This window comes from Streptomyces sp. NPDC058664 (genome assembly GCF_042716635.1).
Taxonomy (GTDB): domain Bacteria; phylum Actinomycetota; class Actinomycetes; order Streptomycetales; family Streptomycetaceae; genus Streptomyces.
On the sequence record NZ_JBHXRW010000001.1, the window covers coordinates 41513 to 55438 of the forward strand.

A 13926-nucleotide genomic window follows, 5' to 3' on the forward strand; every position below is an offset into this window, starting at 1 on the left:
AGCCGTCGGCGGGACCGGCCACGGAGACCGGCCCCCACGGTCGGCCTCCCGGCGGCTTCCACGCTACGGGCACGACAAAGCCGATCTTGTCCGCCAAAGTCCCGCGCGTGACCGACGAAGGTCCCGAACCGTCTCTATCCGGTCGCCGACGCCCGGATTCTGGACGAGGTCTTCCGCTGAGCGGAGCGGGTCGCTACTGTCCCGGCTCAAAAGCATTCGCCCCGTGGCAGCGCCGCCGCGGAGCGCAGCCGGTGTACCCCTTCCTGCCGGCGGCCTCTGACGTGCGTCGCCGACGGGACCGGCGACGCGAACCCCGTGAGAGTCCCGCCCACCACTCACTCCGAAGGAGAGGGCGTCGTGACCGCGGAGACCTCCCAGACGCTCGACCGGGGACTCAGAGTCCTCAAACTGCTCGCCGACACCGACCACGGCCTGACGGTCACCGAGTTGTCCAACAAACTCGGCGTCAACCGGACCGTGGTCTACCGGCTGCTCGCCACACTCGAGCAGCACGCCCTCGTCCGCCGCGACCTCGGCGGCCGCGCCCGCGTCGGACTCGGCGTGCTCCGGCTCGGCCGCCAGGTCCACCCCCTGGTGCGCGAGGCCGCGCTGCCCGCGCTGCGCTCGCTCGCCGAGGACATAGGGGCCACGGCCCACCTGACGCTGGTCGACGGGGCGGAGGCGCTCGCGGTCGCGGTCGTCGAACCGACCTGGACCGACTACCACGTCGCCTACCGAGCCGGTTTCCGCCACCCCCTCGACCGGGGCGCGGCCGGGCGCGCGATCCTCGCCGCCCGCCAGGGCGGACTGACCGAACCGGGCTTCACCCTGACCCACGGCGAACTGGAGGCCGGCGCGAGCGGCGCCGCCGCGCCGCTCGTCGGCGTGACCGGGGTCGAGGGCAGCGTCGGCGTGGTGATGCTCGCGGACGCGGTGCCGGAACGGGTGGGGCCGAGGGTGGTGGACGCGGCGAGAGAGGTCGCGGACGCGCTGCGTTAGAGCGCGCGGCACCGGTAGCTTGGCCCCTGGCCCGGGGCCTCACCCCTGGGCCTGGCCGCCCCCGTTGTGGGCAATCGTCCCGCAGGGCGGTGGGGGCACCCCCGGGCGAAGTCTGGGGGAGGGGGGGGCACAACGGACGGTGCCCCTTGCCGGGCCCAGGCTTCCGGGCCTGAACGTACACCACGGGTGCGGCGCCGTCGTGGGCTGTGCCCGCCCGTTCCGCCCTGCGGAACGCCTGCCCACAACCCGGGCCGGTGGTGGGGCCGTTGCCCGGCGACCCCGGGGTGCCGGCCGCGCGGGTCACCGAGGGCGCGGGTCCGAGGTCAGGAGCGTGCCCAGGGGGGTGCGTTCGTGGTGGACCGTGCGGCCCGTGCGGGTCGTCGTGATCAGGCCCGCCGCCCGCAGGGCCGACGCGTGGGCGGACGCCGTGGCGTTGCTGACGCCCGTGCGCCGCGCCAGCTCCGTGGTCGTACGGGGCACCGCCAGCGTCCGCAGCAGCTCCGTCCTGGTGCGGCCGAGGACCCCCGCGAGGGCCTCGGGACCGCCTCCGCCGTCCGGGGCCGGCGGCAGGCCCCGGCCCGCCGGGTACGCGAGCACCACCGGGCGGTCCGGCAGGTCCTGGACGAGCGGGCCGCCACGCCAGTGGAACGTCGGCAGCAGGACGAGCCCCCGTCCACCGAGCCGGACCTCCCGCCCGCCGGGCCCGCCGCCCCCCGGCCACTCCCAGACGCCGTCCCGCAGCCGTGAGCCCGGCGCCACGGCGGTCAGGGCCGCGCCCAGGCCGTCCCGGGCGACGGCGAGCGCGTGCCGGGTGAACTCCGCCCGGTGCAGGTCCTGGACCACCGGCCACACCGGCGCGAGGACCGTCTCGTACGCGGCCCGCTGGGCCCGTTCCAGGGTCCGCCAGGCCTCGCCGTCCTCCTCGCGCAGGCCCCGCACCCAGGCCGGAACCCGCCGCCGCCCCGCGTACACCCGCGCGACCTCGGACCGTACGAGCGCGGGCGAGGCCGACCGGATCCGTGCGAAGCCGTCCTCCCGGGTCTCGCCGAGCACGTCGAGGAAGGCGGGGGCGGTCCCGCCCGGCACCAGGTCCGCGAGGGGTTCCGCCGCGCCCGGCAGGGCCCGCAGGAGCCTGCCCCGCCAGCGTCCGAAGAGCAGTTCCTCGTGGGGGGCGCCGAGCATCAGCAGGGCCGCGTGGAGTTCGGGCACGGGCGAGGGACGGGCCGCGAACCGCACCCGCGTGTAGTCGCCCTCCGTGAAAAGGACCCGTGTCACCGCACAACCTCCCGACCGGCGCCAGCCTTTCGGGCAGGGCCCCAAGCGTCGCCGGCGCCTCCCGCCCGCCTCCAGGATGCCGTGCATGACATCCCGCACTCCCGGCCGCCGTGCCGTCACCAAGGGCGCCCTCACCGGCGCCGCCGCCCTGCTCCTCGGTGCCACCGCCGGTCCCGCCACCGCCGCCCCTCCGGGACCCCCGGCTCTCCGGCTGCCCGCGCCCACCGGCCCGTACCCCGTCGGCGCCGTGGCCCGTCACCTCGTCGACCCCACCCGCAACGACCCCTGGGTGCCCGCGATCGGCGTACGGGAGCTGATGGTCACCGTCCTCACGCCCGCCGTCCCCGGCGGGGGCTTCCCGCGCATGCCGCAGCTCACCCCCGGAGCCGCCGGGCTGTTCTCCGTCATCGGCCCGCTGATCCGCCCGCACCTGCCGCGCACGGGGGTCGACTGGGCGGCCACCCTCACGCACGCCCGTGCCGGAGCGAAGCCGCTGCCCGGCCGGCGTCCCGTGCTGCTCTACAGCCCCGGGGGCGGGGACTCCCGCGCCATGGGCAGCTCCCTGGCGATCGACCTCGCCTCGTACGGCTGGACCGTCGTCACCGTCGATCATCCGGGCGACGCGAGCGAGGTGGAGTTCCCCGACGCCCGGCCGGGACGCGACCGGGTCCGGGAGACCGCGCTGCGCCCCGACCCCGACGCGGCGACCTTCCGCACCATGGTCGACACCCGCGTCGCCGACCTCCGTTTCGTCCTGGACGCCCTCGGTCTCGGGCGGGTCGGCCTGTACGGGCACTCCGCGGGCGGCACCGCCGTCGCCCAGGCCCTCCACGAGGACCGGCGGGTCGCCGCGGCCGCCGTCCTGGAGGGGTACCTGGACGGGACGGACGGCGAACTCCTGCCCGTGGCCCGCGACGGCGTGGACCGGCCCGTGCTCCTCGCCGGCACCGACGGTTTCCGTGACGACCGGCTCGACCGGTCCTGGTCGGCGCTGCTCGCGCACGGCGGTCCCGTCGTCCGGCGGCAGCTCGACGCCAGCGGCCACTGGGTCTTCACCGACTACGCGGCCCTGGTCCCGCAGCTCCAGAAGGCCGGCCTGATGACCGCCGGGGGCCGGGCCGACATGGTGGGCACGATCGCTCCCGGGACGTCCGTACCCGCCGTACGGAGGCTCCTGCGGTCCTTCTTCGCCCGCCACCTGCCCGTACCGGCGTACGCGCCCCCGGGCCGGCGGCCGCTCACGTCCCAGTAGATTGGGGGCGTGCTCTCCGGTCTCTCCCGTCCCCGCGCGCTCGCCCTCTGCGCCCTGCCCGTCGCCGCGCTCTTCGCCGTCGCCGGGCTCGCGCCGCTGCCGTACGCGATCGCCCAGCCCGGCTCCACCGCCGACGTGCTCGGCAAGGACAAGGGGCGGGAGGTCATCACCATCACCGGCGCCCCCGTGCGCCCCACCGAGGGGCAGCTGCGGATGACGACGATCGTCGCGACCGGGCCGTCCACGGACGTGGACCTCGCGGACGTGGCCGACGCCTGGTTCCGTACCGACCGGGCCGTCCTCCCGCACGACTCCGTCTACCCCTCGGGCAAGTCCGACGCCGAGATCGAGAAGCACAACCTCGGCCAGATGAAGAAGTCGCAGGACACCGCCACGCTCGCGGCCCTCGGCTATCTGAAGAAGGACCCCACCGAGGTGAAGGTGACCCTGCACCTCGCCGACATCGGCGGGCCGAGCGCCGGCCTGCTCTTCTCCCTCGGCATCGTCGACAAGCTGGCCGGCGACGGTGCCGGCGGGGACCTCACGGGCGGCCGGATCGTCGCCGGTACGGGCACGATCGAGGTGGACGGCGCCGTCGGCGCGGTCGGCGGGGTGTCCCTGAAGACGCAGGCCGCGGCCCGGGACGGGGCCACCGTCTTCCTCGTACCGGAGGCCGAGTGCTCCGAGGCCGAGGCCGAGCTGCCGAAGGGGCTGCGGCTCGTCCCCGTCACCGCGCTCAGCGACGCGGTGGCGTCGCTCCGGGCCCTGGGACAGGGCCAGGAGTCGAAGGTTCCGACCTGCTGACGGCTCCGTCGGCGGTGTGGTCCACGGGCGGGCCGTCCATGCCCCGCCAGGCGGGGAAGACCAGCGGCGAGAGCGTGGCGAGGAAGTAGAGCGCGCCGATTCCGAGGAGCGTCGCCGTCAGGCCGACCCGCTCGACCAGGAGACCGGCCGACAGGCCTCCGAGCGGGGTCGTGAGCAGCACCCCGGCGGTGCTCGCGCCCATGACCCGGCTGCGCAGACCGTCCGGCACCCGCTCGTACATGACGGTGGTGAGGATCGGGTTGAGGACGCCGACGCCGAACCCGGCCGCCACCGCCGTCACGAGCAGCGGTGCCGTGGTGTCGGTGAGCGCGGCCGTCACGTACAGCGGGGCGCCGCCGAGGAGGAAGCCCGCCGTGAACACGGCCCGGCGCGGGAAGCGTTCGCCGAACGCCCCGTACAGCAGCGCCCCGACGAGCGCGCAGCCGCCGAAGACCGAGACGAGCAGCCCCTGCGCGGCCGGGCCGCCGAGTTCCTCCCGGGCGTGGAGCGGCAGCAGGACCGCGCTCCAGCTCTGGTTCAGGCCGTTGGTCACCATCACCATGACCGTGATGCCGAGCAGCAGCCGGGCGCGGAACAGGAAGGCGTACCCCTCGCGCAGATCGGCCCGGTAACGGGCCGGGGAGAGGCGGGGGCCGTCCCGTACCGGCTCCGCCGACGGCACTCCGCGCAGGCCCGCGGCGACGAGCAGCGCGGAGACGCCGAAGGTGGCCGCGTCGAGGAGCAGGACCGTTTCGGCGCCGATGAACGCGACGAGCAGACCCGCCGTCGCCGCACCCGCCATCCGGGCCCCGCGCGCCACGGCGTCGTACAGTCCGGCCGCCCGGGGGAGCGGGGTCCCCGCGCGCCGGGCGAGGTCGGGGACGAGGACGTGCCGGGCCATCTCCCCGGGCGCGTGGCAGAGGCCGCCCAGCGCCATCAGGGCGCACAGCGTCCAGAACTGCAGGACCCCGGCCCGGTGCAGCAACGGGATCGCGGCGAGCGCGAGCCCGCAGACCAGGTCGGAGGCGATGCTGACCCGGCGGCGGCCGAGCCGGTCGATGACCGGGCCGCCGGCGATCGCGGAGAGGAGGACGGGCAGGGCGGCGCAGAAGGCGACGAGCCCGGCCTTGCCGGGGCTTCCGGTGATGTCGAGCACGAACCACGGGACGCCGATGAGGGTGAGCGAATTGCCGGTGATCGATACGGCGTTGGCGGCCAGGACGGTGATCAGAGGCCGTTTGTCCCCCCCCCCGGAGCGGTCATGCGGCCAGGGTGACCGGGCGGCGGTCCGCGGGGGTGGCCAGGCGCAGGCCCAGTTCGACCAGCCGCCAGCCCAGCTGGACGCGGAGCGGCGGGGTGGTGACGGCGGGGACGTCGGCGAAGTGGCCGGCGGCGCGGTGGAGTTCGGCGGCGGTCAGGGCGTGCAGCCGGTGATGGATGTCGGAGTGCATGGTGCGGCTTCCTTCCGTGGACGGACGAGGGGCGTGTGCTCAGTCGTCGTGCTGGGGGAACGCGTGCAGGTGCATCCGTACGCGGGCGGCGCCGGGCGCGTCCGGGTCGGCGGTCTCGCTGTACTCGCCGATCAGTTCGTGGATCTTGGCGTTGAGCTCGCGCAACCGCGCGGGCGGCAGGCGCAGCGTGAAGTCGCTCATGTCGGCGGATCCGGCCCAGACCGCCTCCCAGTCGTGGCGCGTGCCGAGCCAGGTGTTCAGCTCCTGGGTGTGGATGGTCGCGATCTCGTGCAGGTAGACCTCCATGGCCCCCCTGACCTCGGGGTCCGCGTTCCGGTACAGCGACTCGTCGACGGACGTGCCCTGCTGGGCCGCCTTCCACCACCGCTCCCGGCCCTTGCCGCGCGTCGGATCGTCCTCGACGAACCCGTGGGCCGCGAGCTGGCGGAGGTGGTAGCTGGTGGCGCCGCTGGACTCACCGAGCCTTTCGGCCAGTTGGGAGGCGGTGGCGGGTCCGTGGCGACGCAGGGCGCGGAGCAGCTGGATGCGGAGCGGGTGGGCGAGCCCGCGCAGCGAGCGCGGGTCGAGCGTGCGGCTGACGCGCTCCTCTTGTTCGGACATGTCCTCAGCGTAGGCTTGCAAAGAAGTAGTTGCAAGGATTTCTTTGCAACTACTTCTTTGGAACTCGGCCGGGAATCCGGCCGACGCCTCAGTCGACGTCCTCCGCCGCCTGCTCCACCAGCGGGATGATCCGCAGCGGCACCGGGTTCTCCATCACGATCGCCGTCGACGCCCGCACGATCCCCTCGAAGGCCACCACCTTGTCGATCACCCGCTGGAGGTCCGCGTTCGAGCGGGCGACCAGCCGGCACAGCATGTCGCCGTGACCCGTCGTCGTGTGCAGTTCAAGCACCTCCGGCACCGTCGCCAGGTGCTCCCGCACGTCCGCGCCCTGCCCCTGCTTGATCTCCAGGGTCGCGAACGCCGTCACCGGATAGCCCAGCGCCGCCGGATCCACCTGCGGACCGAAACCCCGGATCACCCCGCTCGCCTGGAGCCGGTCGAGTCGCGCCTGCACGGTCCCGCGCGCCACCCCGAGCCGGCGCGAGGCCTCCAGGACCCCGATGCGCGGCTCCCGTGCCAGCAGCACGATCAGCCGGCCGTCCAAATGATCGATCGCCACGAGGGCCTCCCGATGGTCACCATGTACAAGTCGCCCGCCGATGCTGCCGGATCGCTGTACACATTGACCAGCCTCTCAGCGAACTATTGCGCACCTTGCCGGACGGCGCGACGCTGCTCCCATGACTGAGACCATCGATCACACCCCCTCCACCGCGCGCAAGGCCGATCCCTTCCCGGTCAAGGGAATGGACGCGGTCGTCTTCGCCGTCGGCAACGCCAAGCAGGCCGCGCACTACTACTCCACGGCCTTCGGCATGAAGCTCGTCGCCTACTCCGGACCGGAGAACGGCAGCCGCGAGACCGCCAGCTACGTCCTGACGAACGGCGCCGCCCGGTTCGTGTTCACCTCCGTCATCAAGGTCTCCACCGATCGCGGCCGCTTCCTCGCCGACCACGTCGCCGAGCACGGTGACGGCGTCGTCGACCTGGCGATCGAGGTGCCGGACGCGCGTGCCGCGTACGCGTACGCCGTCGAGCACGGCGCCACCGGCCTCACCGAGCCGCACGAGGTGAAGGACGAGAACGGCACCGTCGTCCTCGCCGCGATCGCCACGTACGGCAAGACCCGGCACACCCTCGTCGAGCGCTCCGGCTACGACGGCCCGTACCTCCCGGGCTTCGTCGCCGCGAACCCGATCGTCGAGCCGCCGGCCAAGCGCACCTTCCAGGCCATCGACCACTGCGTCGGCAACGTCGAGCTCGGGAAGATGAACGACTGGGTCGGCTTCTACAACAAGGTCATGGGCTTCACGAACATGAAGGAGTTCGTGGGCGACGACATCGCGACCGAGTACTCGGCGCTGATGTCGAAGGTCGTCGCCGACGGCACCCTCAAGGTGAAGTTCCCGATCAACGAGCCGGCGATCGCGAAGAAGAAGTCGCAGATCGACGAGTACCTGGAGTTCTACGGCGGCGCGGGCGTCCAGCACATCGCCCTCGCCACCAACGACATCGTCGCCACCGTGCGCGCGATGCGGGCCGCGGGCGTCTCCTTCCTCGACACCCCCGACTCGTACTACGACACCCTCGGCGAGTGGGCCGGCGAGACCCGGGTGCCCGTCGAGACCCTGCGCGAGCTGAAGATCCTCGTGGACCGCGACGAGGACGGCTACCTGCTGCAGATCTTCACCAAGCCGGTCCAGGACCGCCCGACGGTCTTCTTCGAGATGATCGAGCGCCACGGCTCCATGGGCTTCGGCAAGGGCAACTTCAAGGCCCTGTTCGAGGCGATCGAGCGCGAGCAGGAGAAGCGCGGCAACCTGTAGGTCCGCACGACCGCGCGGCGAGGGGGTCCGGGTCACGACCCGGGCCCCCTCGCCGCGCGCCACCGACCGGGCCGGCCCGGACGCCCGGCCGACGGAGCGCCCGAACCGGCCCCGGGAGTGCCGGGAGGACCGCGCCCGACCCGGCGGAGTCCTTTCCGACACCCCAGAGGCGTCCCGGCGGGACACGGGGCCTGCCCGGGACGCCTCACCCTCCGGCCTGCGGGAGCGCCGGAAGCCGAGCCCTGAGCCCCGGGCGCCGAGCCCCGAGCCCCACCAAGCCCCGAGCCCCCGAGCGGGCCCGGTCCTGCCTTACGGCTTCGCCGGTCGTGTCGGCTGCGGAGGGCTCGTGGACGGGCCCGTCTCCGCCGTCCCCGGCTCTTCCGCGGACGCCGCCTCCCGCGCCTCGTCCGGCTCGGCCCCCGCCGTCTCCGTCTCCGGCACCGCCTTCGTCCCCGCCGCCCCCGCCGCCCCCGGCGACTCCCGCCGGAGTTCCTTCGGCGGCTCGGCCGGCGGCTCGCCCAGTGCCGTCAGCGCGTCCGTCGCCCTCGGGGCGAGCAGGGGGGAGAAACCGGGGTTGATCCGCAGCGCCTCCGCCAGGTGACGGCGGGCCGGGCCCGTCTGCTCCAGGGCACGTTCGATCTCGCCCAGGTGGTACGAGAACAGCGCACTCCGCACACCCTCGTCCGTGGCCCGCTTCGCGTACTCCAGGGCCTCCTCAGGCTGCCCCGACCGGTACAGCGCCCAGCCCAGCGCGTCCGCGACCCGCACCGAGCGGTGCCCGCGCGCCCACTCCGCCCGCATCCGCGCCACCGCCGCAGCCGGGTCGCCGTGGTCCGCGTCGAGGAGGGCCAGGGTCACCTCGCCCCGCGCCCACGTGCCGGTCCGCAACCGCTCGTACAGGGCCCGCGCGTCCCCGGCGAGGCCCAGTGACTCGTACAGCTCGCCGGCCTCCAGGACGTACTCCGGCAGCGGAAGCCTGGCCAGCGCGGCCCGCCAGTCACGCAGCGCCTCGTCGGTCCGGCCGAGTGCCGCGAGCGCCCGCGCCCGGCCCGCGAGTGAGGGCCCGTGGTCCCGTACGAGCCGCAGCGCCGACCCGTACCGCGCCAGTGCCTCCTCCGGCTCGCCCCGCTCCCACGCCAGGTCGCCGAGGCACGCGAGGGCCGCCGCCTTGTCCGTGTCCGTCTCGGCGAGGGCCGCCGCGTCGAGGGCCGCCGCGTCGGCGTCCTCGCGCCAGCCCCGGTCGCGGTAGGTCTGGGACGCCCGGGCGCGGACCACCGCGCCCGCGTGGAGCTCCTCCAGGGTCTCCATCGCCTTTCGCGCCGCCGGGTACTCCCCGAGGCCGTTGTACGCGTCCATCAGGACCGGGTAGACCGGCCAGCGCCGCGGGTCCGCCTTCCGTACCCGCTCACCCCACTCCTTCGCCGTCCTCCAGTCGCCGCGCGCCCCCGCGAGCGCCCCGAGGCCCAGTTGCGCCGTCAGATTGCCGCGTGCGGCGGGCCGTTCGTCGAGGGAGCGTCGCAGGGCCCGCTCGGCACGCGGGAAGTCCCGTACGTCGCCGAGGCGCGTCCCCCGCTCCGTGTACGCCGCGCCCAGCTCCGCCCAGGACGCGTCGTCGTCCGGGTGGGCGCGCAGCCACTTCTCCCGGTCGGTGATCAGCGCGGCCAGCTCCGGCAGCGCGGCCTGCGCGCCCGCGTGGGCCGCGATCACCGCCCGCTGCGCCGGACTCGGCGGGGGCGGCGGGTCCTGGCCGACGAGCTCGGGGACGTACAGCAGCGCCGTCGCCGCGAGCACCGCGCCCACTCCGGCCGCCAGGACCGTCCTCGACACGTTCTGCGTCTTCATGGCGCTCACTGTGCGCCCGCGCCCACCTGTACGAAGAGCACACGAAGCGCCCGCCCCGGCGGGTTCACACCGATGGCCCCGGATGCCACGCTGGACGCATGGACGATCTTCTGACGCGGCTGCGCGCCGGGCTCCCCGCCGAGGCGCTGCTCACCGACCCGGACGTGACCGCCTCCTACGCGAACGACATGGCGAGCTTCTGCACGGCCGGCACCCCCGCCGTCGTCGTGCTGCCGCGCACCGTCGAACAGGTCCAGCACGTCATGCGGACCGCGACCGAACTCCGCGTGCCCGTCGTCCCTCAGGGGGCCCGTACCGGCCTGTCCGGCGGCGCCAACGCCTCCGAGGGCTGCATCGTGCTCTCCCTGGTCAAGATGGACCGCGTCCTGGAGATCGACCCGGTCGACCGGATCGCCGTCGTCGAGCCGGGTGTCGTCAACGCGGTCCTTTCACGGGCCGTCGCCGAACAGGGTCTGTACTACCCGCCGGATCCCTCCAGCTGGGAGACGTGCACCATCGGCGGGAACATCGGCACGGCCTCCGGCGGCCTGTGCTGTGTGAAGTACGGGGTGACCGCCGAGTACGTCCTCGGGCTCGACGTCGTCCTCGCCGACGGCCGGCTCCTGACCACCGGCCGCCGCACCGCCAAGGGCGTCGCCGGCTATGACCTGACCAGGCTCTTCGTCGGCTCCGAGGGAAGTCTCGGCATCGTCGTCAAGGCCGTGCTCTCCCTCCGGCCGCAGCCTCCGGCGCAGCTCGCGCTCGCCGCCGAGTTCCCCTCCGCGGCCGCCGCCTGCGCGGCCGTCTGCGCGATCATGGAGGCGGGCCACACCCCGTCGCTGCTCGAACTCATGGACCGCACCACCGTCCAGGCGGTCAACAGGCTGGCGCGCATGGGTCTGCCCGACACGACGGAGGCGCTGCTCCTGTGTGCCTTCGACACCCCGGACCCGGCCGCCGACCTGGCCGCCGTCGGGGAGCTGTGCGCGGCGGCGGGCGCCACCGAGGTGGTCCCGGCCGCGGACGCCGCCGAGTCCGAACTCCTCCTCCAGGCACGCCGGCTCTCCCTCACCGCCCTGGAGACCATCAAGTCCGCGACGATGATCGACGACGTGTGCGTGCCGCGGACGCGGCTCGCCGAGATGCTCGACGGGACGGCGGCCGTCGCGGAGAAGTACGGGCTCACCATCGGCGTCTGCGCGCACGCCGGGGACGGCAACACCCATCCCGTCGTCTGCTTCGACCACACCGACGAGGACGAGTCGCGGCGCGCCCGGGAGTCCTTCGACGAGATCATGGCGCTCGGGCTCGCCCTCGGCGGCACGATCACCGGTGAACACGGCGTGGGCGTCCTCAAGAAGGAGTGGCTGGCGCGGGAGCTGGGGCCGGTCGGCCTCGAACTCCAGCGGGGCATCAAGGCGACGTTCGACCCGCTGGGGCTCCTCAACCCCGGAAAGCTCTTCTGACGGCACCGGTACGAGGGACAGGTGACGGATCACAGCTCGCCGTCCTGCGACTCGTCCGACGGCCACGGGTCGCGCAGCCACAGCTCGTCGGAGACCACGGTGGTCGCCAGGAGCTCGGTGAGCCCGTCGTCGATGCCGAGCCGCTCGGACTCGGTGCCCGGCGGCACCGCGCGCAGGGTCCGCTCCAGCCAGGCGGACACCTGCGCGGACGGGGCTTCGAGCAGGGCGTCGCCGTCGGGGGAGGAGAGCGCCATCAGGATGACGCCGCGGCCGTCGACCTTGGTGGGCCAGATCCGCACGTCGCCGTGCCCGCAGGCGCGGAAGACGCCCTCGACGAGCAGTTCGCGCGCGAACGTCCAGTTGACGGGGTGGTCCGTGCCGATGTGGAAGGTGATGTGGACGGCGTACGGGTCGTCGGTGCGGTAGGCGAGCCGGGCGGGGACGGGGACGGCGCGCTCGGGCGAGAGCACCAGCTTCAGCTCCAGCTCGCGTTCGACCGTGGTGTTGTCGGTGTTCTGCATGGCCGTACTTCCTCTCGCGGACCGGCCCCGGACGGGCCTTCACCAGGAGAGAGCGGGGCACCCGCGGCTCATTACGCGACTCCGGGAAGTTTTTTCGAGAAGTTTTTTCCGGGCGGTGTTCGGGCGGTGTTCCGGGTCGCCTTCCGGGCGTGTTCCGGGTGGTGTTCCGGACCGGGGCACGGAGGCGACGGCCCGAACATCACCATGAGTGATCGATTCCGTTACGTGTCGCCCGAAGGCGGGGCTTTCTCGTGGGCTCCTTGTCCCCTCGGGGACGTTCTTCGTTACTGTCCTCCTTGGGCGCGGCACGCCCGGCACGCGGCCGCGCGGATCAAAGGCGTTGTGACTGAACGGAGTCGGGGCAGTGGCTACTCCTCCTGGAGGCGGCGGAGAGGTACCGCAGGCGGGGTACTACCCGGACCCGTCCATTCCCGGGTACATCCGGTACTGGAACGGGGGCGCCTGGGTTCCCGGTACGAGCCGGCCCGCGCCCACGGAAGGCGAGGTTCCGCCGCATCCGCCCGCCTCGGCGATCCCGGCCGGCCCGATCCTGGCCTCGGGCCCGGCCCCCGCGCCGGTCGCGGCACCCACACCCGTACCCGTACAGCCGGAGCCGGCGCACGCCGAGCCGGCGCACGCCGAGCCCGTACGGCAGGACCGGCCCGACCCCGTCCGTCCCGAGCCCGTACGGCAGACCCCGCCCGAGCAGGCGTGGTCGGCTCCGGCTTCCGTGCGGCCCGGACCCTCCGTGCCCGCCCAGGCGTCCGCGCGGGCCCACGCCCCGGCTCCCGTACCGGCGGTGGAGGAGACCGGGCCCGTCTTCTTCGACGAGGAGCCGGCCGACCCGGAACCCGCCTCCGCGTGGCAGGCGGACAGTTCCCGCCAGACCGGCTTCGGCGGTGACCGCGACCAGAAGGTCTCCTGGGGCGCGCCCCAGGCCCCCGACCCGCGTACCCCCGCGGAGTGGCCCGTGGCCGGTGCGAGCGAGCCCGCCGAGGCGCCGGCCGCCGCCCCCGCGCGGGCGGCCGACCCCCGGGCGACCGGGGGAGCGGCGCGGCTCGGCGGGATGCCGGTCACGCCGATCCCCGCGCCCGCCCCGGCGCGGCCCCAGCCGGCTCCCGAGCCCGTGGCACAGGCCCCCGCCCCCGTACAGCAGTCGCCCGCGCCTGCTCCCGTGCAGCAGCACGCCTCCGCCCCCGCCACGCCCTCCTGGGCCCAGCAGCCCCAGCCCGTGGCCCAGGCCCAGCCCGCCGCCCAGCCCCAGTCCCCGGAGCAGGGACAGGGGCAGGGGCAGCCCGTCGTGCCCTGGAAGCCGCCCGTCGACGACCTGTTCGTCCAGGCGGCCCGCGCGCAGGCCTCCGCGCGTCCGGCCGGGCTCGGCAGGCGGCTGCTCGCCCGGCTGATCGACACCGTGGTCCTGGGCGCGCTCGTCGGCGGCGCCTCGTTCCCCTTCGTGACCGCCGCCCTCGACCACATCGACGGCAAGATCGAGGCGGCCAGGCAGACCGGCGTCACCGTCCAGGTCTGGCTGCTCGACGGGACCACCTCCGTCCAGTTCGGCCTCGCGCTGGCCGCGCTGTTCGTCATCGGCGTCCTGTACGAGGCGCTGCCCACCGCCAAGTGGGGCCGCACCCTCGGCAAGAAGCTGTGCGGGATCGAGGTGCGGGACATCGAGGCGCACCAGCCGCCGCGGTTCGGGGCGTCCCTGCGCCGCTGGCTGGTCTACAGCGTCCTCGGGCTCCTGGTCATCGGCGTGTTCAACGTCCTGTGGTGTCTGTTCGACCGCCCCTGGCGGCAGTGCTGGCACGACAAGGCGGCCCGCACCTTCGTGGCGCGCTGATCCGGCGCCGGCCGGCCGGCGTCAGC

General features: G+C 74.3%; 13 protein-coding genes. 6 read left to right on the forward strand and 7 right to left on the reverse strand.

Annotated features, from left to right (window positions below; translation table 11 throughout):
- The first annotated feature begins 357 nt into the window (after nucleotides 1-357).
- Nucleotides 358-999 (forward strand): IclR family transcriptional regulator, encoded by a 642-nt coding sequence (locus ACFWUY_RS00170; RefSeq protein WP_041129456.1) that lies wholly within the window; start codon nucleotides 358-360, stop codon nucleotides 997-999.
- Between the two features lie 300 nt (nucleotides 1000-1299).
- Here the strand turns inward: ACFWUY_RS00170 and ACFWUY_RS00175 are convergent, their stop codons facing one another.
- Nucleotides 1300-2274, reverse strand: coding sequence for an ArsR/SmtB family transcription factor (locus ACFWUY_RS00175; protein WP_384100256.1), 975 nt, complete (start codon nucleotides 2272-2274; stop codon nucleotides 1300-1302).
- Between the two features lie 85 nt (nucleotides 2275-2359).
- On the opposite strand from ACFWUY_RS00175, the gene ACFWUY_RS00180 reads away from it, so the two are divergent.
- Both ACFWUY_RS00180 and ACFWUY_RS00185 read left to right on the forward strand, forming a co-directional pair.
- Complete coding sequence (locus ACFWUY_RS00180; protein WP_384100258.1) at nucleotides 2360-3526, forward strand: alpha/beta fold hydrolase; 1167 nt, start codon at nucleotides 2360-2362, stop codon at nucleotides 3524-3526.
- 9 nt (nucleotides 3527-3535) lie between these two features.
- Nucleotides 3536-4330 (forward strand): S16 family serine protease, encoded by a 795-nt coding sequence (locus tag ACFWUY_RS00185; protein WP_384100259.1) that lies wholly within the window; start codon nucleotides 3536-3538, stop codon nucleotides 4328-4330.
- On the opposite strand, the gene ACFWUY_RS00190 is transcribed toward ACFWUY_RS00185, so the two are convergent.
- The 4 genes from ACFWUY_RS00190 to ACFWUY_RS00205 form a co-directional block, all read right to left on the reverse strand.
- On the reverse strand, nucleotides 4263-5561 hold the full coding sequence (locus ACFWUY_RS00190) for an MFS transporter (RefSeq protein ID WP_384100812.1): 1299 nt from the start codon (nucleotides 5559-5561) through the stop codon (nucleotides 4263-4265). The two genes, ACFWUY_RS00185 and ACFWUY_RS00190, sit on opposite strands and share 68 nt — an antisense overlap.
- Before the next feature lie 28 nt (nucleotides 5562-5589).
- A complete protein-coding gene (locus ACFWUY_RS00195) occupies nucleotides 5590-5781 on the reverse strand; it encodes a hypothetical protein (protein ID WP_384100261.1) in 192 nt (63 codons plus the stop codon).
- A 39-nt stretch (nucleotides 5782-5820) separates the two neighbouring features.
- The gene (locus ACFWUY_RS00200) at nucleotides 5821-6402 is read right to left on the reverse strand and encodes an ArsR/SmtB family transcription factor (protein WP_384100263.1); all 582 of its coding nucleotides are present in this window, start codon (nucleotides 6400-6402) and stop codon (nucleotides 5821-5823) included.
- An 88-nt stretch (nucleotides 6403-6490) separates the two neighbouring features.
- A complete protein-coding gene (locus ACFWUY_RS00205; RefSeq protein WP_384100265.1) occupies nucleotides 6491-6964 on the reverse strand; it encodes an Lrp/AsnC family transcriptional regulator in 474 nt (157 codons plus the stop codon).
- A 121-nt stretch (nucleotides 6965-7085) separates the two neighbouring features.
- On the opposite strand from ACFWUY_RS00205, the gene hppD reads away from it, so the two are divergent.
- Nucleotides 7086-8231, forward strand: a complete 1146-nt coding sequence (hppD, locus tag ACFWUY_RS00210; protein ID WP_384100267.1) for a 4-hydroxyphenylpyruvate dioxygenase — start codon at nucleotides 7086-7088, stop codon at nucleotides 8229-8231.
- A gap of 309 nt (nucleotides 8232-8540) precedes the next feature.
- Here the strand turns inward: hppD and ACFWUY_RS00215 are convergent, their stop codons facing one another.
- Complete coding sequence (locus ACFWUY_RS00215) at nucleotides 8541-10073, reverse strand: tetratricopeptide repeat protein (protein ID WP_384100269.1); 1533 nt, start codon at nucleotides 10071-10073, stop codon at nucleotides 8541-8543.
- Between the two features lie 98 nt (nucleotides 10074-10171).
- On the opposite strand from ACFWUY_RS00215, the gene ACFWUY_RS00220 reads away from it, so the two are divergent.
- Nucleotides 10172-11539 (forward strand): FAD-binding oxidoreductase, encoded by a 1368-nt coding sequence (locus ACFWUY_RS00220; protein ID WP_384100271.1) that lies wholly within the window; start codon nucleotides 10172-10174, stop codon nucleotides 11537-11539.
- Nucleotides 11540-11568: 29 nt separating this feature from the next.
- Here the strand turns inward: ACFWUY_RS00220 and ACFWUY_RS00225 are convergent, their stop codons facing one another.
- The gene (locus tag ACFWUY_RS00225; RefSeq protein WP_384100273.1) at nucleotides 11569-12060 is read right to left on the reverse strand and encodes an SsgA family sporulation/cell division regulator; all 492 of its coding nucleotides are present in this window, start codon (nucleotides 12058-12060) and stop codon (nucleotides 11569-11571) included.
- Nucleotides 12061-12424: 364 nt separating this feature from the next.
- On the opposite strand from ACFWUY_RS00225, the gene ACFWUY_RS00230 reads away from it, so the two are divergent.
- On the forward strand, nucleotides 12425-13900 hold the full coding sequence (locus ACFWUY_RS00230; protein ID WP_384100275.1) for an RDD family protein: 1476 nt from the start codon (nucleotides 12425-12427) through the stop codon (nucleotides 13898-13900).
- The last annotated feature ends 26 nt before the right edge of the window (nucleotides 13901-13926 follow it).